The organism is Cellulomonas sp. GbtcB1 (assembly GCF_019091725.1).
Lineage (GTDB): Bacteria > Actinomycetota > Actinomycetes > Actinomycetales > Cellulomonadaceae > Cellulomonas.
This window is the reverse complement of sequence record NZ_JAGXJG010000002.1, coordinates 72,329-92,136: the sequence shown is the minus strand read 5'-3', so window position 1 is coordinate 92,136 and position 19,808 is coordinate 72,329. Positions and strand designations below refer to the sequence as shown.

Annotated in this window: 15 protein-coding genes and 1 riboswitch; of the genes, 6 read left to right on the top strand and 9 right to left on the bottom strand. The window is 77.1% G+C overall.

What is annotated here, in order from left to right:
* Nucleotides 1-66 precede the first annotated feature (66 nt).
* The 3 genes from def to KVT14_RS01665 all read right to left on the bottom strand — a co-directional run bounded on the left by def (nt 67) and on the right by KVT14_RS01665 (nt 3,396).
* A complete protein-coding gene (gene def / locus KVT14_RS01675) occupies nt 67-552 on the bottom strand; it encodes a peptide deformylase (RefSeq protein ID WP_147796301.1) in 486 nt (161 codons plus the stop codon).
* Nucleotides 553-781: 229 nt separating this feature from the next.
* On the bottom strand, nt 782-2,395 hold the full coding sequence (locus tag KVT14_RS01670) for an AlkA N-terminal domain-containing protein (protein WP_308160818.1): 1,614 nt from the start codon (nt 2,393-2,395) through the stop codon (nt 782-784).
* Nucleotides 2,392-3,396, bottom strand: coding sequence for an isocitrate lyase/phosphoenolpyruvate mutase family protein (locus KVT14_RS01665; RefSeq protein WP_217614073.1), 1,005 nt, complete (start codon nt 3,394-3,396; stop codon nt 2,392-2,394). Before KVT14_RS01665 ends, KVT14_RS01670 begins: the two co-directional genes overlap by 4 nt.
* 243 nt (nt 3,397-3,639) lie before the next feature.
* On the opposite strand from KVT14_RS01665, the gene KVT14_RS01660 reads away from it, so the two are divergent.
* From KVT14_RS01660 to KVT14_RS01650, 3 genes are read left to right on the top strand one after another with little or no spacing between them, the layout of a single operon-like run.
* Nucleotides 3,640-4,551 (top strand): ATP-binding cassette domain-containing protein, encoded by a 912-nt coding sequence (locus KVT14_RS01660; RefSeq protein WP_308160817.1) that lies wholly within the window; start codon nt 3,640-3,642, stop codon nt 4,549-4,551.
* Nucleotides 4,552-4,584: 33 nt separating this feature from the next.
* A complete protein-coding gene (locus KVT14_RS01655; protein WP_217614072.1) occupies nt 4,585-6,741 on the top strand; it encodes a YhgE/Pip domain-containing protein in 2,157 nt (718 codons plus the stop codon).
* Nucleotides 6,742-6,754: 13 nt separating this feature from the next.
* Nucleotides 6,755-7,369, top strand: coding sequence for a TetR/AcrR family transcriptional regulator (locus KVT14_RS01650; protein ID WP_217614071.1), 615 nt, complete (start codon nt 6,755-6,757; stop codon nt 7,367-7,369).
* Nucleotides 7,370-7,463: 94 nt separating this feature from the next.
* On the opposite strand, the gene KVT14_RS01645 is transcribed toward KVT14_RS01650, so the two are convergent.
* The 6 genes from KVT14_RS01645 to KVT14_RS01620 all read right to left on the bottom strand — a co-directional run bounded on the left by KVT14_RS01645 (nt 7,464) and on the right by KVT14_RS01620 (nt 16,278).
* Nucleotides 7,464-7,688: a BldC family transcriptional regulator gene (locus KVT14_RS01645; RefSeq protein WP_147796295.1), complete on the bottom strand. Its 225-nt coding sequence runs from the start codon at nt 7,686-7,688 to the stop codon at nt 7,464-7,466.
* Between the two features lie 16 nt (nt 7,689-7,704).
* Nucleotides 7,705-7,779, bottom strand: a riboswitch (cyclic di-GMP riboswitch).
* Between the two features lie 386 nt (nt 7,780-8,165).
* On the bottom strand, nt 8,166-8,888 hold the full coding sequence (locus KVT14_RS01640; protein ID WP_217614070.1) for a response regulator: 723 nt from the start codon (nt 8,886-8,888) through the stop codon (nt 8,166-8,168).
* A complete protein-coding gene (locus KVT14_RS01635) occupies nt 8,885-11,422 on the bottom strand; it encodes a DUF4118 domain-containing protein (protein ID WP_217614069.1) in 2,538 nt (845 codons plus the stop codon). The genes KVT14_RS01640 and KVT14_RS01635 overlap by 4 nt, the downstream gene beginning before the upstream one ends.
* Nucleotides 11,423-11,662: 240 nt before the next feature.
* The gene (locus tag KVT14_RS01630) at nt 11,663-14,350 is read right to left on the bottom strand and encodes a hypothetical protein (RefSeq protein ID WP_217614068.1); all 2,688 of its coding nucleotides are present in this window, start codon (nt 14,348-14,350) and stop codon (nt 11,663-11,665) included.
* Between the two features lie 142 nt (nt 14,351-14,492).
* Nucleotides 14,493-15,557: a hypothetical protein gene (locus KVT14_RS01625; protein ID WP_217614067.1), complete on the bottom strand. Its 1,065-nt coding sequence runs from the start codon at nt 15,555-15,557 to the stop codon at nt 14,493-14,495.
* A 130-nt stretch (nt 15,558-15,687) separates the two neighbouring features.
* On the bottom strand, nt 15,688-16,278 hold the full coding sequence (locus KVT14_RS01620) for a hypothetical protein (protein ID WP_217614066.1): 591 nt from the start codon (nt 16,276-16,278) through the stop codon (nt 15,688-15,690).
* Between the two features lie 263 nt (nt 16,279-16,541).
* On the opposite strand from KVT14_RS01620, the gene KVT14_RS01615 reads away from it, so the two are divergent.
* The 3 genes from KVT14_RS01615 (at nt 16,542) to efeO (ending at nt 19,698) form a co-directional block, all read left to right on the top strand.
* The gene (locus KVT14_RS01615) at nt 16,542-17,333 is read left to right on the top strand and encodes an A24 family peptidase (RefSeq protein ID WP_217614065.1); all 792 of its coding nucleotides are present in this window, start codon (nt 16,542-16,544) and stop codon (nt 17,331-17,333) included.
* 214 nt (nt 17,334-17,547) lie between these two features.
* Nucleotides 17,548-18,426, top strand: a complete 879-nt coding sequence (gene efeU, locus KVT14_RS01610; protein WP_217614064.1) for an iron uptake transporter permease EfeU — start codon at nt 17,548-17,550, stop codon at nt 18,424-18,426.
* A gap of 72 nt (nt 18,427-18,498) precedes the next feature.
* Nucleotides 18,499-19,698, top strand: a complete 1,200-nt coding sequence (gene efeO, locus KVT14_RS01605; protein ID WP_217614063.1) for an iron uptake system protein EfeO — start codon at nt 18,499-18,501, stop codon at nt 19,696-19,698.
* Nucleotides 19,699-19,808: the final 110 nt, after the last annotated feature.

Below are 19,808 nucleotides of genomic sequence, written 5' to 3'. Positions count from 1 at the left end.
GCGCTCCGGCCCTCATCACCTGCTCGATGTCCGGATCATCCGGGTTCCGGACGCCACGACGACCCGTCAGAGGGTCTCGCGGATGGCCCGCATCGCCTTCTTGCGCACGGACCGGTCCAGCCGGTCGATGTAGAGGTGGCCGTCCAGGTGGTCGACCTCGTGCTGCAGGCAGCGGGCCATGAGCTCGACGCCCTCGACGACGACCTCCTTGCCGTCCAGGTCCGTGCCGACCACCCGCGCGTACCAGGCGCGCTTGGTCGGGAACCACAGGTCGGGCACCGACAGGCAGCCCTCGTCGCCGTCCTGGTAGTCCTCGGACAGCTCGACGATGGTGGGGTTCAGCACGTAGCCGAGCTCGTCGTCGATGTTCCAGGAGAACGCCCGCAGGCCGACGCCGATCTGGTTCGCGGCCAGGCCCGCGCGGCCCTCGTGGTCGACCGTCTCGAGCAGGTCCTCGACCAGGCCCTTCACGCGGGCGTCGATCGTGGTCACCGGCTCGCACGGGGTGCGCAGCACCGGGTCGCCCACCACGCGGATCTCTCTCATCGCCATGCCCGCGATTCTTCCATGCCACGACCGGCATCCGCGGACCGGGCGCGCGGCACGGAGGCGGCCTGGTCAGCGAGGTGCGGCGACCTGCCGGGCGCGGCGTCAGCCAGGCCCGCCCGCTCTCCCTACGGTTTCCGGCGCGGCCCGCGCCGAGCGGCGTGGGCGAGGCCGGAAAGCGTAGGTCGGCGGGGCGCGGGGCGCAGACCGGGCGCGCGGCACGGAGTCGGCCTGGTCAGCGCGCCGCGGCGGCCCGCCAGAGGTGCATCGCGGCGTACGAGCGCCAGGGCGACCACGCCGCGGCGCGCGCCGCCAGGGTCCGGTGCGCCGCCGGCTTCGGCAGGCCGGCGTCGAGCGCGCCCGCCGCCGTCGCGCCCGCCACGAGCGCCACGTCGCCGGCGAGCCACGCGTCCGGGTCCCCGAGCACCCGCATCGCGACGTACGCCGCGGTCCACGGGCCGACGCCCGGCAGCGCGACCAGCCGCTCCCGCAGCGTCACCGGGTCGGCGCCGACGTGCGCGGGCAGCGACCCGTCGACCAGCGCCTCCGCCGCCGCGCGCACCGCGGCCACCTGGCGCGCGGGGAGCCGGAGCGGCCGGTCCGGGTCGGGGTCGGCGCCCGGGACCGGCGCGGGGACGGCCGCGAGCACCTCCTTCGACGTCGGGAACAGCCGCTCCAGCCCGGGGATCGCCGACGCGTACGGGGCGCCCGCGACGGCGGCGAGCCGCCCCAGGTGGCCCCGCGCGGCGGCGACCGAGATCTGCTGCCCGACGATCGCGCGGACGACGAGCTCGGCGGGGTCGACGGTGCCCAGCACCCGGATCCCTGGCGTCGCGGCGACCAGCGGGGCGAGCACCGGGTCGACCGCCAGGGCGGCGTCGACGGCCGTCGGGTCCGCGTCCAGGTCGAGCAGCCGGCGCACCCGCGACACCGCCGTCCCGACGTCGGCCAGCGAGGCGAGCTCCAGCCGCGCGGACAGCCGCCACCCGCCGCGTCGGTCGGGCGTCGCCACGACCTCGACCGCGCCGGGGCCGTGCGGCAGCGCCAGGGTGCGGGCGTACCGCAGCGGGCCGTCGTCGGGCAGGTCCGCCACCTCGACGCCGTCGACGGCGCGCACCGCGAGGAAGCCGAGGACCCCGCGCGCGTCGTACGGCTGCCGGACCGGCAGCGCCAGGTCCAGCCGCACCTGCGGGGCGACCCCGAGCGCGCGGGCGGACGCGCCCGACGCACCGGCCTGCTCCCCCGGTGCGCGGCCGGGCCCACCCGACGACCCGGCGGTGCCCGCGGTCCCCGACCGCCCCGCGCCCCCGGCCCTCGCCCTCGCCGCACCCGCGGACGGCACCGCGCCCTCCGCCCGCCGTGCCCGCGCGCGGAGCTCGGTCGGCTGCACCGCGAACACCTCGCGGATGGTGTCGTTGAACTGCCGGACGGAGCCGAACCCCGCTGCGAAGGCGACGTCGGTCACCGGCAGCGCGGTCCCGACCAGCAGCGCCCGCGCGGTCTGCGCGCGCCGTGCCCGCGCGAGCGCCTGCGGCCCGGCCCCGAGCTCGGCGACCAGCATCCGGTGCACGTGCCGCGCGGTGTACCCGAGCTCGGCGGCCAGCGCGTCCACCCCGCCGCGGTCGAGCAGGCCGTCGCCGATCAGCCGCATGGCGCGACCCACCGCGTCGCGGCGCAGGTCCCACTCCGGCGTGCCGGGCGTGGCCTCGGGGAGGCAGCGCTTGCAGGCGCGGTAGCCGGCCTCGTGCGCCGCGGCGGACGTCCGGTAGAAGGTCACGTGCTCCCGCCGCGGGGTGCGGGCGGGGCAGGACGGGCGGCAGTAGATGCCCGTCGACGACACCGCGGTCACGAACTGCCCGTCGAACCGGGTGTCCCGCGCGTCGATCGCCCGGTACCGCTCCTCGAAGCCGGGGTCGCCCGGGGCCCAGCGCGCGTGCGCGGCCTCGGTCGCGGCCGGTCCGCCCCGGCCGACGACGCCCCGTCCGGCGACGGCCCGCCCGACGACGCCGGGCCCGCGCCGGCGGCGACCAGCGCGTCGAGCTCGCGGTAGTCGACGCCGTCCGCGAGCACGCCGTACGTGCCCGGCCCCGCGAGCTCGACGGCGGCCCGGCGCGCGACCGCGTAGGCCGCCTCGGCGACGGACGACCCGAGGCTCACCCGGGCGACCCCGAGCCGACCCAGCTCCGCGACCGGCGGCAGGCCCGGCACCGCCATGACGTTGAGCGGCACCGGGATCGCGGCGGCGAGCTCGGCGATCGTCGCGGGGTCGGCGACCCCGGGCACGAAGATCCCGTCCGCGCCCGCCTCGACGTACCGCCGGGCCCGGGCCACGGCCTCCGCGACGCGGTCCTCCGGAGCCCCGAGCCCCCGCAGGAACACGTCCGTGCGCGCATTGACGAACAGCGCGACACCGGCCCGGTCCGCGGCCGCGCGGGCCGCCTCGACGCGGGCGGCGAGCCCCTCCGGCGCGCGCCCGCCGTCCTCGATGTTCATGCCGACCGCACCGGCGTCGAGCAGCCCGGCGACGGTCGTCGCGACGTCGGCCGCCTCGGTGGCGAACCCGCCCTCCGCGTCCACCGTCACGGGCACCGCGACCGCATCGGCGATCCGGGCGACGACGGCCAGCAGGGCGTCGCGGTCGAGCCGGTCCCCGTCCGGCAGGCCGAGCGACCACGCGACGCCGGCGCTCGTCGTGGCGACCGCCGGGGCGCCCGCCGCCTCCACCACCCGGGCGCTGGCGACGTCCCACGCGTTGGCGAGCGCGAGCGGCGCGGCCGGGTCGTGCAGCGCGTGCAGCCGGCGGGCCCGGGCGTCGAGGTCGGGCGCGGCGGGGTGCGAGGTGCTGGTCATGGACCCATCCCACCCCTGGGAGGGGGCGGAGTCCAGCGGCGATCGGACATGGCCGTCGGGCACCGGTCGGGGCGCCCCAGGGCCGTCGCCGGCCCGCCACCGGCCCGCCGCCGGCCCGTCGCCGCCCTCCACCGCCCCTGCCGGGTGCGGTGTGACGCGCGAGACGCCGTCCCGGCGTGACGCCGCGCGACTGTCGTCCTATCTTTGTACTGACCAGTCAGTGCGAAACGATCAGAGGCGACAGTGTCTTCGGAGCCCACCCCGACCCGCGAGGCCGAGCAGCAGCGCGTCGCGCACCCGCACGTGGCGACCACCGACGCCGAGCGGCCGGAGGTCGCGCGGCCGGACGCCGACCTGCACGAGTCCGCGCACCCGCACGCCGAGCAGCAGGCCGGCAACGGGCCCGACGCCTACACCGACGCCGACGCGCAGGACCCCGAGGTCGCGCCCACGCCGCCCCAGCCCGCCGTCCGCGCCCGCGGCCTCGTGCTCACCGGCACCCGCGGCCCGGTCTACGGCCCGGTCGACCTCGACCTGCCGACCGGCGCGCTCACCGTCGTCCAGGGCCCGCAGGGCGCCGGCCGGTCCAGCCTGCTGCTCACGCTCGCCGGCCGGATGGTCCCCGACCGCGGCTCCGAGCTCACCGTGCTCGGCGAGGACCTGCCCCGCCGCCGGTCCGTCGTGCAGCGCCGCGCCGCCGTGGCCGGCTTCGCCGGGGTCGACGAGCTCGACGACTCCGTGACGGTCGGCGACGTCGTGCGCGAGCGGCTCGCCTGGCTGTCGCCCTGGTACCGCTGGACGGGTCGCGTCTCCCAGGAGCGGTTCGCCGACCTGGCCGGGCCGGTGTTCGGCGAGCGCCCGCTCCCCCGCGTGCAGACCGTGATCTGGGACCTGGACGAGGTCGACGCGATGCTGCTGCGGGTCACCCTCGCCCTGGCCCAGGAGCCCGACCTGCTCGTCGTCGACGACGTCGACCAGGTGCACGACTCCGGCCGCCGGCAGACGGTCTGGACCCGGCTCGAGGCGCTCGCCGCCGCCGGCACCACCGTGATCGCGTCGGTCGCCTCGCTGGACGAGGTCGCCCGGATGCGCTGGTGGGCCGCCCCCGAGGTCGTGAACCTCGCCACCGGCCCGCACGCCGTGCCCGCCGCCTGAACCCTCCCGCTTCTCCTTCCCGAGGACCCCCGAATGCTCTCCTCCCTGTCGACCGGCACCGAGCTGCGCCGGTTCCGCCGCGGCGTGCTGCCGAAGCTCGCCGTCGTGGCGATGCTCGCCATCCCGCTGCTCTACGGCGCGCTCTACCTCTGGGCCTACTGGGACCCGACCGGCAACCTCGACCGGCTGCCGGTCGCCCTGGTGAACGCCGACGAGGGCGCGACCCGGGACGGCGAGCCGCTGCGCGCCGGCGACGACGTCGTGGACGAGCTGCTCGACTCCGACGCCCTCGACTGGCGGCAGGTCGACGCCGACCAGGCCGCCGCGGGCGTCACCGACGGCACCTACTACTTCGCGGTGACGCTGCCCGGGGACTTCTCGACCGACATCGCGTCGATCGGCGGCGACGCCCCGACGTCCGCGGAGATCGACGTCACCTACAACGACGCCAACTCCTACCTGGCCTCGACCCTGGGCCGCAGCGCGATGACGCAGATCCGCGCCGCGGTGTCCGCCACCATCGGCGAGCAGGCCGCGGACCAGGTGCTCGTCGGGCTCGGCTCGGCGCGCGACGGCTTCGCCCAGGCGTCCGACGGCGCCCTGACGCTGACCGCCGCGAGCGGCGACCTGTCGGCCGGCGCGCACCAGGTCGCCGACGGGGCCACCTCGGCCGCCGACGGCGCGGCCCGGCTGTCGTCGGGCGCCGCGGATCTCGCGAGCGGCGCGGGCCGGCTGGACTCGGGGGCGGCGACGCTGGCGAACGGCGCCGGCACGCTCTCGTCGGGCGCGGGCACCGCGGCCTCCGGAGCGGCGGACCTGGCGGACGGCGCCCAGCAGCTGGCCGCGGGCGCGTCCGACGCGGCGACGAAGTCGGAGCTGCTGGCGGCGGGCGCGCAGCAGCTGAGCGACGGGGTCGACAAGGCGGCCACGACCCTCGGCCGCCTGTCCGGCGCGAGCACGGGGCTCGGGTCCGTCGCCACGAACCTGACCGCGCTCGCACAGGAGCAGGCCGCCGCGGGCGACACCGACGCGGCGCAGCGGATCCAGGCCCAGCTCCAGGCGATGCAGACGACCCTCGCCGACCTCGGCCTGCCCACGACCGCCGACGGCCAGACGAAGGCCGCGGCCGACCTCCAGGCGCTCGTGACCGGCGCCCACGACCTCCGGGACGGCTCCACCGCCCTGTCGTCCGGCCTCGGCACGCTGTCCTCGTCGTCGGCGGAGCTCGCGTCCGGCGCCGCGACCCTGGCCTCGGGCACGGCACAGGTCGCGTCCGGCGCGTCCGACCTCGCGGGCGGCGCGGGCACCCTCGCCGCCGGCGCGTCCGACCTCGACTCCGGCGCGCACACGCTCGCCTCCGGCGCCGCCGACCTCGCGTCCGGCACCGGCACCCTCGCCTCGGGCGCGACCCAGGTCGCCGACGGCTCCGACCAGCTCGGCGACGGCACCCAGGAGCTCGCCGACAAGCTGGCAGACGGCGCCGCGCAGATCCCGGACGACTCCGATGCCACCCGGTCCGACCGGGCGAGCGCCCTCAGCACCCCCGTCGGGCTGTCGAGCACCGACGTCGCCGCGGCCGACGGCTACGGCGAGGGATTCGCGCCGTTCTTCGTGCCGCTCGCGCTGTTCGTCGGCGGGCTGATCACGTGGCTGCTGCTCCGCCCGCTGCCCCCGCGCGGCCTCGCGACCCCGGCCCGCGGGTGGCGGATCGCGCTCGCCGGCTACCTGCCCGCGCTGGCGATCGGCGTCGGCCAGGTCGTGATCCTGCTGACCGTCGTGCACTTCGGGCTCGGCCTCGGCTGGTCGACGGCGCTCGGCACCGCCGCGTTCACGGTGCTGGTCGCGGGCGCGTTCCTGGCCGTGCAGCAGATGCTGATCGCCGTGCTCGGCGCCGCCGCGGGCAAGGTCGCGATCATCGCGCTGCTCATGCTGCAGCTCACGGCCGCCTCCGGCACCTACCCGGTCGAGACGACGCCCGCGTTCTTCCGGGCACTGCACCCCGCGCTGCCGATGACCTACGCCGTCACCGGCCTGCGCGAGCTCACCACCGGCGGCACGGACGCGCGGCTGTGCACCTCCGTCGCGGCGCTGGCGGCGTTCCTTCTCGGCTCGCTCGCGATCACCTCGTGGCGGGCGGCGCGGCAGCGCACGTGGACGCTGTCCCGTCTGCACCCCGCCCTGTCGATCTGAGAGGCTGGGTCCCATGCCAGCCGCCGCCGACGCCGTCCCCGCGCCCTCCGGGGCCGTCGACTCCCCCGGCCCCGGCCGGCGCGACACCCGCCGGGCGATCATCACGGCGACCGTCGCGCTGATCGCGGACCGCGGGTTCTCCGCCACCTCGGTCGACGACATCGCCGACCGGGCCGGCGTCGCCAAGGGCAGCGTCTACTACAACTTCGGGTCCAAGGGCGCGCTGTTCGAGACCGTGCTCACCGAGGGCCAGCAGGCGCTGACCACCGCCCTGCGCGGGGCCGCCGAGGGGCGCGAGGGCCGGGACGCGGTCGGCGCCCTGGTGCACGAGCTGCTCGCGCAGATCCAGGGGCACCCCGACTTCGCCAAGGTGCTCGTGGCGGAGGTGTTCCGCACCGGGCGCGACTGGCAGGACTCGATCCGGCAGGTGCGCGACGAGTCGTTCGCCGTGTTCGCCGAGGTCGTCGAGGCGTCCTGGCCGCACCGGGACCCCTCGCTCACCGCCGCGGCGATGTTCGGGGCGACGCTCGTCGCCGGGCTGGAGTGGCTGGCGTTCCAGCCCGACCGGCCGGTGGCGGACGTCCGCCGCGCGGTCCTGGCGACGGTGCTCGACCCGCTGCCGGGCTGAGGTCCGGGCCGGGGCACGCGATACCCCGGAACGCGGAACGGGCCCCCGAGCGTGTGCTCGGGGGCCCGTTCGCGATGCTGCGTGGTGCTGCGCCTCAGAGGCGGCCGGCCTGCTGCGGCACGCCGCCGAGCAGCTCCATGACCTCGGACTCGAGGAACCGGCGGTGGCCGCCGAGGGTGCGGACGGCGGAGAGCTTGCCGGCCTGGGCCCAGCGGGTGACCGTCTTCGGGTCGACCCGGAACATGACCGCGACCTCACCCGGGGTGAGCAGCGAGGCGGAGGCCTGGGTCGGGATCTGGGCCTCGAGGGGGTACGTCATGGTGACTCCTAGTCGGTTCGGTAGCCCGGCTGTCCCCATGGGACCCGTGGCTTTGCGTCCCCGCCTTGCAGCGGGTTTGCCGTTGTCGCTCAACGGGAAGAACTATACAGAAATCGGACAGATCGGCAAGTACCACCCGAGAGCGGACAGAACCGCAGGTCAGCGGTGTGCGCGTTCACATCGCGGACGGGTGTCGACCGCTCCGCGACTACCAGCGCTGCCCCGCGGGCGCCACCGGGGTCAGCCCCACGATGCGCAGGTTCACCCGGGCGGGCGGACTCGCCGGCCGTCGCGGACGCCCGAACCACCCCAGCCACGCCCGTCGCGCTCGCGGCCGGGGCCGCTCGCTCCTGATCCCCAGCGAGAAGTCTTCCCGACACCGGATCGTTCGGGGTACTGGGCGAGGATCGGGTGGGGACCAGGGCGATCGATCGGGATGGGCAACCCGACGGGCGGCGCGGCGGCACGGCCCGAGGGTCAGACCGCCGCGCCGGTCTCCGACGGGCCGCTGCCGCCCGTCGGGTCGAAGCGGTAGCCCATGCCCGGCTCCGTCAGGAGGTACCGCGGCGCGGCCGGGTCCGGCTCGAGCTTCTTGCGCAGCTGCGACAGGTACAGGCGCAGGTAGCCGGTGTCGGTGATGTGCTCGGAGCCCCAGATGTCGGAGAGCAAGGTCTGCCGGGTGACCAGGCGGCCGGCGTTGCGCACGAGCACCTCGAGGATCCGCCACTCGGTCGGGGTGAGCCGCACCGGCTCGGGCGGCGTGCCGTCCCGGGTCACGGTGGTCGCGGTGAGGTCGACGGTGACGTCGCCGATGCGGACCAGCGGCTCGGCGTCGGGGCCGCCCGAGGCGCGGCGGGTGAGGGCGCGGATCCGGGCCAGCAGCTCGTCGACCCCGAACGGCTTGGTCACGTAGTCGTCGGCGCCCGCGTCCAGCGCCTCGACCTTGTCGGCCGAGCCCGTGCGCCCGGACAGCACGAGGACCGGCGCCGTCGTCCAGCCGCGGAGCCCCTGGATGACCTCGACGCCGTCGAGGTGCGGCATGCCGAGGTCGATGAGGTAGAGGTCGGGCTTGTGCTCGATGGCCTGGTTCAGCGCCGACACCCCGTCGGTGGCGACGAGGATCTCGTAGCCGCGGGCCCGCAGCGTGATGCGCAGGGCCCGCAGGATCTGCGGGTCGTCGTCCGCGATGAGGATCTTCACGCCGCACGCTCCCCCGGGTCGGGCGCGGCGCCGGCCTGGCGCAGCGCGATCACCATGGTCAGCCCGCCACCGGGCGTGTCCTCCGGCCCGAGCGTGCCGCCCATCCCCTCGGCGAACCCGCGCGAGAGCGCCAGACCGAGGCCGAGGCCGGTCGCGTTGTCGGTGTCGCCGAGCCGCTGGAACGGCACGAACAGGTCCGCCCGCCGGTCCGCGGGCACGCCGGGCCCGTGGTCGACGACGCGGATCTCGACCCGGTCGGCGAACGCGCTGGTCTGCACCCGCACCGGCACGCCCGCGGCGCTCGCGTGCACGGCGTTGGCGAGCACGTTGACGATCACCCGGCGCAGCAGCGCGGGGTCGGCCTGCACCGGCGGCAGGGCGGGGTCGAGCTCCAGGTGCACCTCGTCGGGCCCGAGGGCCAGCTCGTCGAGCGCCGGCAGGATGACGTCGTCGACGTCGGTCGGGCGGACCGAGACGCCGAGCACGCCCGCCTGCAGCCGGCTGACGTCCAGCAGGTCGGTGACCAGGCCGGTCAAGGTCGCCAGGCTCTCGTCCGCGGTCGCGAGGAGCTCCTCGCGGTCGGCGGGCGACCAGTCGACGTCGCTGGACCGCAGGCTGCCGACGGCGGTGGTGGCGGCCGTGAGCGGGCGGCGCAGGTCGTGGCTGACCGCGGAGAGCAGCGCGCTGCGCACCTGGTCGGTCTCCCGGAGGGGGCCGATCGCGTCGGCGGTGCGGCTCAGCCGCTGGTGGTCGAGGGCGGCGGCGACCTGGGCGACGACGACACCGAGCAGGCGGTTGTCGGCGCCGTCGACGTCCGGCACGTCGGAGTCGACGCCGCGCGGGACGCCGTCGCCGCGGTCGAGGTCCAGCACCGTGTGCTCGTCGACCGGGACGTGCGGCGAGCCCGGCCGGACCGTGCCCGACTCCGCGAGCACCTCGTCGTCGGCGCGCAGCCGCACCCCCGCCAGGCCGAAGGCCTCGCGCGCGCGCTCGATCAGGGCGCCGAGTGCGTCCTGGCCCCGCAGCACCCCGCCGGCCACCGTGGCGAGCAGCTCGGACTCCGCCCGGGCGCGGTGGGCAGCGCGGGTGCGGCGCGCGGCGAGGTCGACCACCGCGGCGACCAGCGCGCCGTTGACCACGTACAGGGCCAGGGCGAGGGCGTGCACGGGCTCGCTGACGGTGATGGTGTGGGTGGGCGCGACGAACAGGTAGTTCAGCGTCAGCCCGGACAGCAGGGCGGTCAGCAGAGCGGGCCACAGGCCGCCGACCAGGGCGATCACCACGACCAGCAGCTGGTACGCCAGCACGTCGCTGGCGAGCGAGTCGACGCTCTTGGCGGTGACCAGCCACCAGGTGAGGAGCGGGCCCAGCAGCACGCACAGCGCGAACCCGAGCAGCCGCCGCCGCACTGTCAGGGCGCCCGTCACCCGGGGCAGCGGCAGCCGCGCGCCGGCCGCCGCCGCGTGGTTGACGATGTGCACGTCGATGGGCCCGGCCTGCCGGATCACCGTGGCGCCGATGCCCGGGCCTGTGAGCGCAGCCTTCAGCCAGCCGCGCCGGCTCAGCCCGATGACCAGCTGCGTCGCGTCCTGCGCGCGGGCGAACTCGACCAGCGCGGTCGGCACGTCCTCCCCCACCACCTGGTGGTAGGTGCCGCCGAGCTGCTCGGCGAGCGCCGCCTGGGCCGCGAGCGCCCCGGGGTCGGTGTCCCGCAGGCCGGTCTGGGCGCTGACGTGCACGGCCAGCAGCTCCCCGCCGGCCGACCGCGCCGCGATCCGGGCGCCGCGGCGCAGCAGCGTCTCTCCCTCGGGCCCGCCGGTCAGGGCGACGACGACGCGCTCGCGCGCCTCCCACGGCGCCTCGATCGCGTGCTCGGCGCGGTAGGAGCGCAGCGCGGAGTCGACCTCGTCGGCGAGCCACAGCAGCGCGAGCTCGCGCAGCGCCGTGAGGTTGCCGAGCCGGAAGTAGTTCGACAGCGCCGCGTCGACGCGCTCCGCCGGGTAGACGTTGCCCTCGGCGAGGCGGTCGCGCAGGGACTGCGGCGCCAGGTCGACGAGCTCGATCTGGTCGGCCGCCCGGAGGACCGCGTCGGGGACGGTCTCCCGCTGGGGGACGCCGGTGATGGTGCGGACGACGTCGTTGAGCGAGGCGATGTGCTGGATGTTCACCGTGGTCAGCACGTCGATGCCGGCGTCGAGGAGCTCCGCGACGTCCTGCCAGCGCTTGTCGTTCCGGGAGCCGGGGGCGTTCGTGTGCGCGTACTCGTCCACGAGGGCGACCTGCGGGCGGCGGGCGAGCACCGCGTCGAGGTCGAGCTCGGTCAGCGCGATGCCGCGGTGCTCGACGCGGGCGCGCGGCACGACCTCGAGGCCCTCGACCAGCGCGGCCGTGGCGGCGCGGCCATGGGTCTCGACGACGGCGACGACCACGTCGCGTCCGTCGGCGCGCAGGTCGCGGCCCGCCTCGAGCATGGCGTAGGTCTTGCCCACGCCGGGCGCCGCCCCGAGCAGCACGCGCAGCCGGCCCCGGGTCATCCGCTCACCCCTCCTGGTCGTCGAGGGCGAGGTCCGGGCGGCGCGACGACGGCCGCCGCGCGTCCCGGGGTGCTCCAGGTCCCTGCGGTGATCGTAGCCCCGTCGGGGGCGGTGACCTGCGGCTGGGCATCGTGCCGCGACACACGCCGAGCACCGCGCCGCGAGGCCCGAGCAGCGCCCGCGGCACAGGCGGGGCAGCACCCGCGGCGCGCGGCCGGACCGCGCGCCGCGGGCACCGGTTCACGGCGCGGGCCACCCCTCGTCGGCTGCCGTCGCGGCGAGCGCGCGCCGCAGCCGCGTCCGGTGCACCGCCACGGCCACCGCGCCCGCGACGAGGAGCAGCGCCGCCCCGCCGAGGAGCGCCGCGTCCGCCCCCGTGACCGCGAGCGGCTGCTCCGGTTCCGGCGCCGCCTCGGACGTGGGCACGGGCGCCGCGACGGTCAACGTCTCGGCCGGGTCGCCGCACTCCCCGGTCGACAGCACGGTCCCGTCCGCGGCGGTGGTGCGCTCCACGTACCCGTAGGTGCCGGGCGCCGTCGTCGGGTACCGGCCCGTGACGTACTCCCCCGGGCCGTCGGCCAGCGGGATCGGCGCCGACGTCCAGACCGGTTCGGCGCAGTCGAGCGGCTCGCCCTCGGGTGCGTAGAACAGGTCGACGACCGTGGTCGCCCCCTCCGGGACCGTGCCGCTGACGACCACGACGTCCCAGAGCGCGTCGCCGACGACCGGACCGTCGCCGCCCACGTCGGACTCGCCGGAGCCCTCGGGCGCGGCGGAACCCTGCGGCCCGTCGCCACCCTCGTCAGGCGCGGCCGAGCCCTCCGGCGCGCCGGAGCGCGCCTGCGTCCGGACCGCCAGGTCCGCGGTCACGAGCGTCGTCTCGTAGGGCAGCCCGCAGACGCCGGTGTGCCGGACGGACCCGTCCGGGGCGTGCAGCGTCTCGACCCAGTAGACGGCGCCCTCCCGGTCGGGGGCCGGCGCGCTGCCGGAGTCGTACAGGCCGGCCCCGGGCACCGGCACCGCCTCGGACGTCCACAGCAGCGTGTCCTCGTCGCACACCGGCTCGGCCTCGGGGTCCTGCGGGCCGTAGGCCCGGAACACCAGGTGGTCGCCCGGGTCGGTCGTACCGGTGACCAGGGCGACGTCGTGGATCGGCGCACCGGTCGCGGCGGACGGCTGCGCCCGGGTCACGACGGAGGGCGGCACCACGACCTCGGGCGGACCGGGCACGTAGAACACCTCGCGCACGTCGTCGAACGGGCTGACGAACGCCTCGACCCGGTCGTCCCCGGCGAACGCGTAGACGAACACGAAGTAGTCGCCGCCCGGGTGGGTGGCGCGCACCGGCGCGAGCACCGGGTGCGCGTCGTCGTAGCCGACCTCGAACACGCCGTCCACCGCCGCGAGCGTGTCCGTCCAGTGCACCGGGGCGTCCTCGGGGACCTCCGGGCCGTCGGGCGCCGCCGCCAGCGGACCGTAGACCGTGACGGTCGCCTCCCCGAGGTCGGGCGCCCAGCCGCCGAGCCCGCCGAACTGGCCGTGGTCGTCGGGGTAGCCGCTGATCGTGATGCGGTCGAACGCCCGGCCGCCCGGCGCGACGTTGTACTCCCGGACCTCCGACTCGTGCACGAGGTCGAACCGGTCGACCGCCGTCTCGGCCTCCTCGAACCACGGAGCGGCGAAGTCCTCGCGGACGTAGTCGGCGAACGGCCCCGCGTCGGCCCGGCGGATCGTGACGACCGCGGTGTAGAAGCCCGGGCCGCTCGCGTGCACGGTGCCCGCGGTGCTGACCGTGCCGGGCCCCTCGGCGACGACGCGCTCGACCCCGGCGACCGGCGCGTCCGCGGGCGGCGCCTCGGCCTGCGGCTGCGGGCTGTCGTACGGCCCGTACCAGGTGACGTCCGCGGGGAGGGCGACCGGGACGCCGCCGAGCACGGCCCACTCGTCCCCGGGCGCCGCGGCGAACGTCACCACGTCGACGAGCGGGTCCCCGGCGCCCACCACGACGTCGCGGACGGTGGTCGTCGCGCGCGGGCGGAAGTCCCGGACCACCTCGAACGGCTCACCGGGGACCGTCACCTCCGCCGGGTCGTGCCCGGGCCGGTTGCCGTAGGTGAGCTGGTCCTGGCGGTTCGCGGCCAGCTCGAGCACGGTGACCGTCGTGCGCCAGGCGTCCGGGAACCGGACCTGGTACGACACCATGCCGTTGCCGGTCGCGGTCCAGCCCAACGTGATCGGCGCCGTCGTGGTCGTGCCGGAGTAGGTGCGGGTGCCGGTCGCGTCCAGGGTCGCCGGACCGCTCAGGGTGACCGTGAACGGGACGCCCGCGACCGGCTGGCCCGACGCGGACCGCAGGTGGATGCCGCGGATCTCACCGGTCCGGGTGCCCTCCCCCGAGACCGACCCGGCGACGCCGGTCCACGGCCCGGCCTCGGCCGCCGCCTGCGCCATGATCTGCGCGGCCCGGTCCTTCACCGCCTGCGGGGTCGCGGCCGCGAGCAGGCCGCGGACGGCGTCGACGTCGCCGCCCGCCATCGAGCCGGGGCGCTGGTGCCGCTGGTGCACCTCGTAGCCGAGCGCCGCCTGTGTCAGGTCGTCCGTCGACCAGCGGTGCCGGGCGAGGGCCGCCGCCAGCTGCGGGTCGTCCACGTGGGTCGCGCCGCGGACGGTGTCGGCGGGTCCGGACGCGGTCACCCGCGCCTGGACGCAGTACCCGTGCTCGTCGGACCCGGCCGGCCCGTCGAGCGGGCCGAGCTGGACGGGCCCGTAGCCGGACGGGGTGATGCTGATGCCGGTCGCCGGCACCGCCGCGGCGGCCGGTGCCGGGCCGGAGGCGAGCAGCAGGGCGAGGCCCGCCCCCGCTGCGAGGGTGGCGGCGAGCAGCGCCGAGGTGGCGCGGCGGGCATGCCAAGATGGCCGTGCTTGCATGTCAGGTCTCCTGAGGAACTGTCGAGCGGGCGCGAGGGTCCGGTGTGCCAGCACCGGGCCCTCTCCGCTGGGTGCGGTGGGTCGTACGTCGTCTCGTCGGGGTCAGGCTCTGCTCAGCGGCGCCTCCCCGGGTGCGCGCCGGTCAATCCAGCTCCCAGACGTTGCCGAACTCGTCGCCGCCCCAGCCGCCGCCCTCGGTCTCGACGACCACGGTCCACCCGTCCGGCACGGGGTCGCCCGGCGACCAGCGGGACAGCCACCCGTCGTAGCGGCCGCCGCCCGTCCCGGTCGTCGAGCCGCCGGAGGACCCGCCGGCCGGACGCGTCCCGCCGGACGCCGTGCCCGCCGTCCCGCGCGTCCCGGCCGACGACGACGCCTGCGCCCGGGCGGCCGCGGCGCGCTCCGCCGCGAGCCGGTCCTGCTCGGCCTGCCAGGCCTCCTCGGCGGCCGCGACGTCCGCCCGCGCGACCGCGAGCGCGTCGGCGCGCTCCCCCGCGGTGGCGGCAGCGGCGTCCAGCGCCGCGGTGCCCTCGGGGACCGGCGAGCCGAGCGCCTCGTCCGCCTCCGCGAGCGCCGCCGCGAGCACGTCCCGGACGGCGTCGTCGAGCACGCGCCCCTCGGACGCCGCCAGCGCCGCGCGGGCCTCGTCCGCGAGATGCGTCAGCGCCTGCACCGCCGCGGCGTGCGCGTCGCGCGCACGGTCGTGCTCCCACGCGTCCTGCGCCGACCGCACGGCCGAGGCCGCCTCGGAGATCAGACCCGCGCGGTCGGTCGCGGCCTCGGACTGCGCGAGGGCCCACGTGGTCGCCGCGGCGCGCGGCAGGTCGGGGTCGGGCGCGGTCGCGGGCAGCTCGACGAGCAGCGCGGCGAGGTCGGTCCGCACCGCGTTGTCGGCCACGCGCCCGGCCGAGCCCGCGAGCGCGGACCGGCCTTCGTGCCGAGCGTCGCGGAGCAGCCCGGCCGCAACCGCGAGCGCCGCCGTGGCCTGGTCGTGCGCCTCGGCCGCCCGCGCGTCGCGCTCGCGCAGGACGCCCCAGCCCGCCGCGACGACCGCCACGAGCAGGACGGAGAGCACCCGGGCGGCGCGGCGCCTCCCCGCGTGCGCCGCACCGGGCGGGGGCGGGTCGGTCTCCCCCTCGCCGGCACGGGGCGGGTCGGGGTGGTCGTGGTCCGCGCGGGGCGGCGGGCTGTCGGGGCGTGCGCGCATCGGTGGTGCTCCCGGGTCGGGGACGGTCGTGCGCGGCTGAGCCACCGACTCTAGCGAGCCCGCCCTGTCCCGCCGCCAGCCCGCGCCCCACCCTGGGGACGCAGCCCGGCGTGTCCCGCCGCCCCGGGGCTCAGCCCTCCGACTGCACCCACGCGGGCTCGTCCGACCCGGCCGGCAGCGTGACCTGCCCGAGGTCGCCGATCTGCGCGGTGAGCTCACCGTCCGACGCGACGCCGTCCGGCAGCGCGACCACCGTCGTCGCCGGGACCCAGTCCATCGTGCACGGCCCGTCGCCGAGCTCGGGGAAGGTCACCGCGACGGTCCCGTCCCCGGGGTCGGTCGTCGTGGCGTCGGCGATGCCCGGGCAGCTGCCCGACCCGTAGGTGACGACGTAGAGCAGCGCGTCGTCCGCCGTCCGTGCCGCACCGGCCACGGCGTCCACCGGCGGCGCGGCGAGGCCGTCGGGCAGGCCCACCACCGACGACCCCGCGACGAGCGCGAGGACCGGGGTCGGCGACTGCGTCGCGGGCCCGGTCGTCGGCGACTCGGCGTCGCCCGCGGAGCCGGGCCCGGAGGCGCACGCCGCAAGGAGTGCGACGGCACCGGCGGCGGCGAGGCCGCGCCACCGTCGGGACACCGGCGTCGCGGGGCGCGTGGCCTGCGGGGAGCCGTCCGCCGCACGGGTCGCGGCACGGTCGTGGGTCGTCGGTCGAGGGGCCATGGCTGCACTCCGATCGTCGGCTGCTGTGACGTGCGGTCCCGCGCTGCGGCTGTCGCCCGCGATCGCCCGTCGAGGCTAACCGCACGTCGTGCACCGACCTCGGGACCGGCACCCAGCGCCCGTCGCATCCTCGCGGACACGGCACTTGCGTAGGTGGCGCCCCGCCCTCGGCACACGGCTCCGGTGGGGTACCCATGGGCTCAGGACGTGGCGACGCCCGGTCCTGGTCGCACGCCACCCACTGCCCCTCCTCGAGGAGCCTCATGTCCGCCGTCCCGCTCGTCCTCGCGGCCGCCGTCCTCGGCCTGGCGACCGGTTCGATCCTCGACGTCGTCGCCCGTCGGGTGGTCCGCGGCCGCGCGGTGGTCGGGCCGCCGTCGACGTTCCCGGGCGGTGCGCACCGGATCCGCACGCGGGGGGGCGTCCCGGTGCTGACCTCGCTGGAGCTGCATGGGCGGAGGCGCGACCGCCGAGCGCCGAGCGCGCGCCGGTGCGCGTGGGTGCAGGCCGGGACGGCGGTGCTGTTCGCGAGCGTCGCCGCGACCGCGGGTGTCGCGTGGACGCTGCCCGTGCTGCTCTACCTGGCGGCGCTCTCGGTGGCGCTCACGCTGATCGACCTGGACGTCAACCGGCTCCCCGACGGGCTCGTGCTGCCGGCGTACCCGGTGTGCGCGGCACTGCTCGGGCTCGCGTCCTGGAACCCCGGCGGCGCGCCGGACTGGGGCGCCCTCGGCCGGGCGGCGATCGGCGGTGCGGGGCTGCTCGCGTTCTACCTCGGCGCCGCCCTGGCGTACCGGGGCGGGATGGGGCTCGGGGACGTGAAGCTCGCGGGCGTGCTCGGGCTGTGCCTGGGGTGGTTCGGCTGGGACGTGCTGGTCGTCGGCGGGTTCGCGGCGTTCCTGCTGGGCGGGCTGCACGCCGTCGGGCTCGTGCTCACGGGCCGCGCGCGCCGCCGGACGGGGATCCCGTTCGGCCCGTGGATGTTCGCCGGGGCGTGGCTCGGCCTCGCGGTCGGCCGGCGACTCGGCGCCTGGTTCCTCGGCCTGCCGGTGTAGCCGGCGAGCGCCTGGTCGCGCGCGACGAGGCCGCCGAGCTCAGGCGACGACGTCCGACCGCGTGCCCGAGCGCGCGATCGCCGCCCGGGACGGTGTTCCGCGGCACCCCACGGCGCGAGTAAGGTTCGGCTCGCCTAACCCCGGCCGAGCCCTCCCGGCACCCGGGGCCGGGCACGCCCGTGCCGTCCACCACCACCCGCGTCGGAGCCGCCCGATGGTCGCGAACTACCTGATCGGCCTGCGCGAGGGCCTCGAGGCCGCCCTCGTCGTCAGCATCCTCATCGCCTACCTGGTGCGCACCGGGCGCCGCGACCTGCTCCCCGCGCTGTGGACCGGGGTGGGCGTCGCCGTGGCGGCGTCGCTCGGGTTCGGCGCGATGCTGACCTTCGGGCCGCAGGGCCTGTCGTTCACCGCGCAGGAGGCGATCGGCGGCTCGCTGTCGATCGTCGCCGTCGGGCTCGTGACCTGGATGATCTTCTGGATGGCGCGCACCGCCCGGCACCTCAAGGGCGACCTGCAGCACAAGCTGGACGACGCCGTCGCCGCCGGCCGCCGGGCCGTGGTCGTGATGGCGTGCCTAGCCGTCGGCCGCGAGGGGCTGGAGACCGCGCTGTTCCTCTGGGCGAGCGCGCAGGCGACCGCCGGCACCGGAGCGCGCGGCGGCACCGCCGCTCCCCTGCTCGGCGCCGCACTGGGCCTGGGCACCGCGGTGCTCGTCGCGTGGGCGCTCTACCGCGGCGCGCTGCGGCTCGACCTGCAGCGGTTCTTCGCGTGGACCGGCGCGTTCCTCGTGCTCGTCGCCGCCGGGGTGCTGTCGTACGGCGTCCACGACCTGCAGGAGGCGGGCATCCTGCCCGGCCTGCACAACCTCGCGTTCGACGTCTCGGCCGCCGTCCCGCCGACCAGCTGGTACGGCACCCTGCTGAAGGGCGTCCTCAACTTCACGCCGGCCACCACCTGGCTCCAGGCGATCGCGTGGACCGCCTATGTGATCCCGACCATGACCTTCTTCGTGCGGACCGCCTTCCGCCGCCCGCCCGCGCGCCCCGCCGCGCCCGCGCCGAGCACGACCTCCCCCCTGCCTGCCGCCTGACCCGCGAGCACCGCGCGCGGCGCCCCCGCCGCCGCACCGGCTCGTCGACCCGTGCCCCGAGAAGGAGCCCCGATGTCCCGCACCTCCTGGAGCGCCGCCGCCGCGGTCGCCCTGCTGCCGCTGCTCGCGGCCTGCGTCCCCAACGACCCCGCCGGCGGCGCCGCGAGCAGCGACGCCCCCGGCGCGCTGACCGTCAGCTCGACCGCCGACGCCTGCGAGGTCTCCGCCGACAGCGCGCCGAGCGGCACCCTCACGTTCTCCGTGACCAACGACGGCAGCGACGTCACCGAGTTCTACCTGCTCGCCGACGACGGCCTGCGGATCGTGTCCGAGATCGAGAACATCGGCCCCGGCATCTCCCGCGACCTGGTCGTCCAGGCCGCGCCCGGCGACTACTACACGGCGTGCAAGCCCGGCATGGTCGGCGACGGCATCCGCGCCGCGTTCACCGTCACCGACTCCGGCCAGGAGGTCGGGCCCACCGGCGACACCGCCGACCAGCTCGCCGCCGCCGAGGCCTCCTACGTCGCGTACGTGAAGGACCAGGTCGGCTCGCTGATCGCCGGCACCCAGGAGTTCGCCGACGCGTACGCCGCGGGCGACGCCGACCGGGCGCGCGACCTGTACGCCGCGACCCGGGTGCACTGGGAGCGCGTCGAGCCGGTCGCCGAGTCGTTCGGCGACCTCGACCCGGCCCTCGACCTGCGCGAGGCCGACCTCGAGGACGGCCAGGCCTGGACCGGCTGGCACCTGATCGAGAAGGACCTGTGGCAGCCGGCGCCCGACGCGAACGGCGGGGAGACCTACGTGCCGCTGACCACCGAGGAGCGCGCGGCCGCTGCGGACGACCTCGTCGCGAACACCCAGAAGCTCGTCGACCAGGTCACCGCCGACGGGTTCACCTTCGAGGCGTTCCAGATCGCCAACGGCGCCAAGGGCCTGCTCGACGAGGTCGCCACGGGCAAGGTCACCGGCGAGGAGGAGATCTGGTCGCACACCGACCTGTGGGACTTCCAGGCCAACGTCGACGGCGCGCGCGTCGCGTACGAGGTGCTCCAGGACGTCGTCACCGAGCAGGACCCCGACCTCGCCGCGGACCTCGACCAGCGGTTCGTCGATCTCGAGGCGCTGCTCGCCGCGCAGGGCTCCGTCGAGACCGGGTTCGCGCCGTACACCGACCTCACCGACGCCCAGGTCACCGAGCTGGCCGCCGCGGTCGACGCGCTGTCGGAGCCGCTGTCCCGGCTGACCACCACCGTGACGGGGGCCTGACACGGACGCGCAGCAGCCCGGTCCGGGCGCGACGGGGGACGCCGCGCCCGGGTCGGCGGCGACCGTGTCCGGGCCGGGCGCGGCGGCGGCCGGACCCGGCTCGCCCGCGG

Coding starts and splice junctions, on each gene's coding strand:
- KVT14_RS01650 (WP_217614071.1), top strand. CDS start 6,755: ATGCCAGCCGCCGCCGACGCCGTCCCCGCGCCCTCCGGGGCCGTCGAC.
- KVT14_RS01615 (WP_217614065.1), top strand. CDS start 16,542: ATGTCCGCCGTCCCGCTCGTCCTCGCGGCCGCCGTCCTCGGCCTGGCG.
- KVT14_RS01635 (WP_217614069.1), bottom strand. CDS start 11,422: ATGACCCGGGGCCGGCTGCGCGTGCTGCTCGGGGCGGCGCCCGGCGTG.
- KVT14_RS01655 (WP_217614072.1), top strand. CDS start 4,585: ATGCTCTCCTCCCTGTCGACCGGCACCGAGCTGCGCCGGTTCCGCCGC.
- KVT14_RS01625 (WP_217614067.1), bottom strand. CDS start 15,557: ATGCGCGCACGCCCCGACAGCCCGCCGCCCCGCGCGGACCACGACCAC.
- efeO (WP_217614063.1), top strand. CDS start 18,499: ATGTCCCGCACCTCCTGGAGCGCCGCCGCCGCGGTCGCCCTGCTGCCG.
- KVT14_RS01645 (WP_147796295.1), bottom strand. CDS start 7,688: ATGACGTACCCCCTCGAGGCCCAGATCCCGACCCAGGCCTCCGCCTCG.
- KVT14_RS01630 (WP_217614068.1), bottom strand. CDS start 14,350: ATGCAAGCACGGCCATCTTGGCATGCCCGCCGCGCCACCTCGGCGCTG.
- KVT14_RS01620 (WP_217614066.1), bottom strand. CDS start 16,278: ATGGCCCCTCGACCGACGACCCACGACCGTGCCGCGACCCGTGCGGCG.
- efeU (WP_217614064.1), top strand. CDS start 17,548: ATGGTCGCGAACTACCTGATCGGCCTGCGCGAGGGCCTCGAGGCCGCC.
- def (WP_147796301.1), bottom strand. CDS start 552: ATGGCGATGAGAGAGATCCGCGTGGTGGGCGACCCGGTGCTGCGCACC.
- KVT14_RS01665 (WP_217614073.1), bottom strand. CDS start 3,396: ATGACCAGCACCTCGCACCCCGCCGCGCCCGACCTCGACGCCCGGGCC.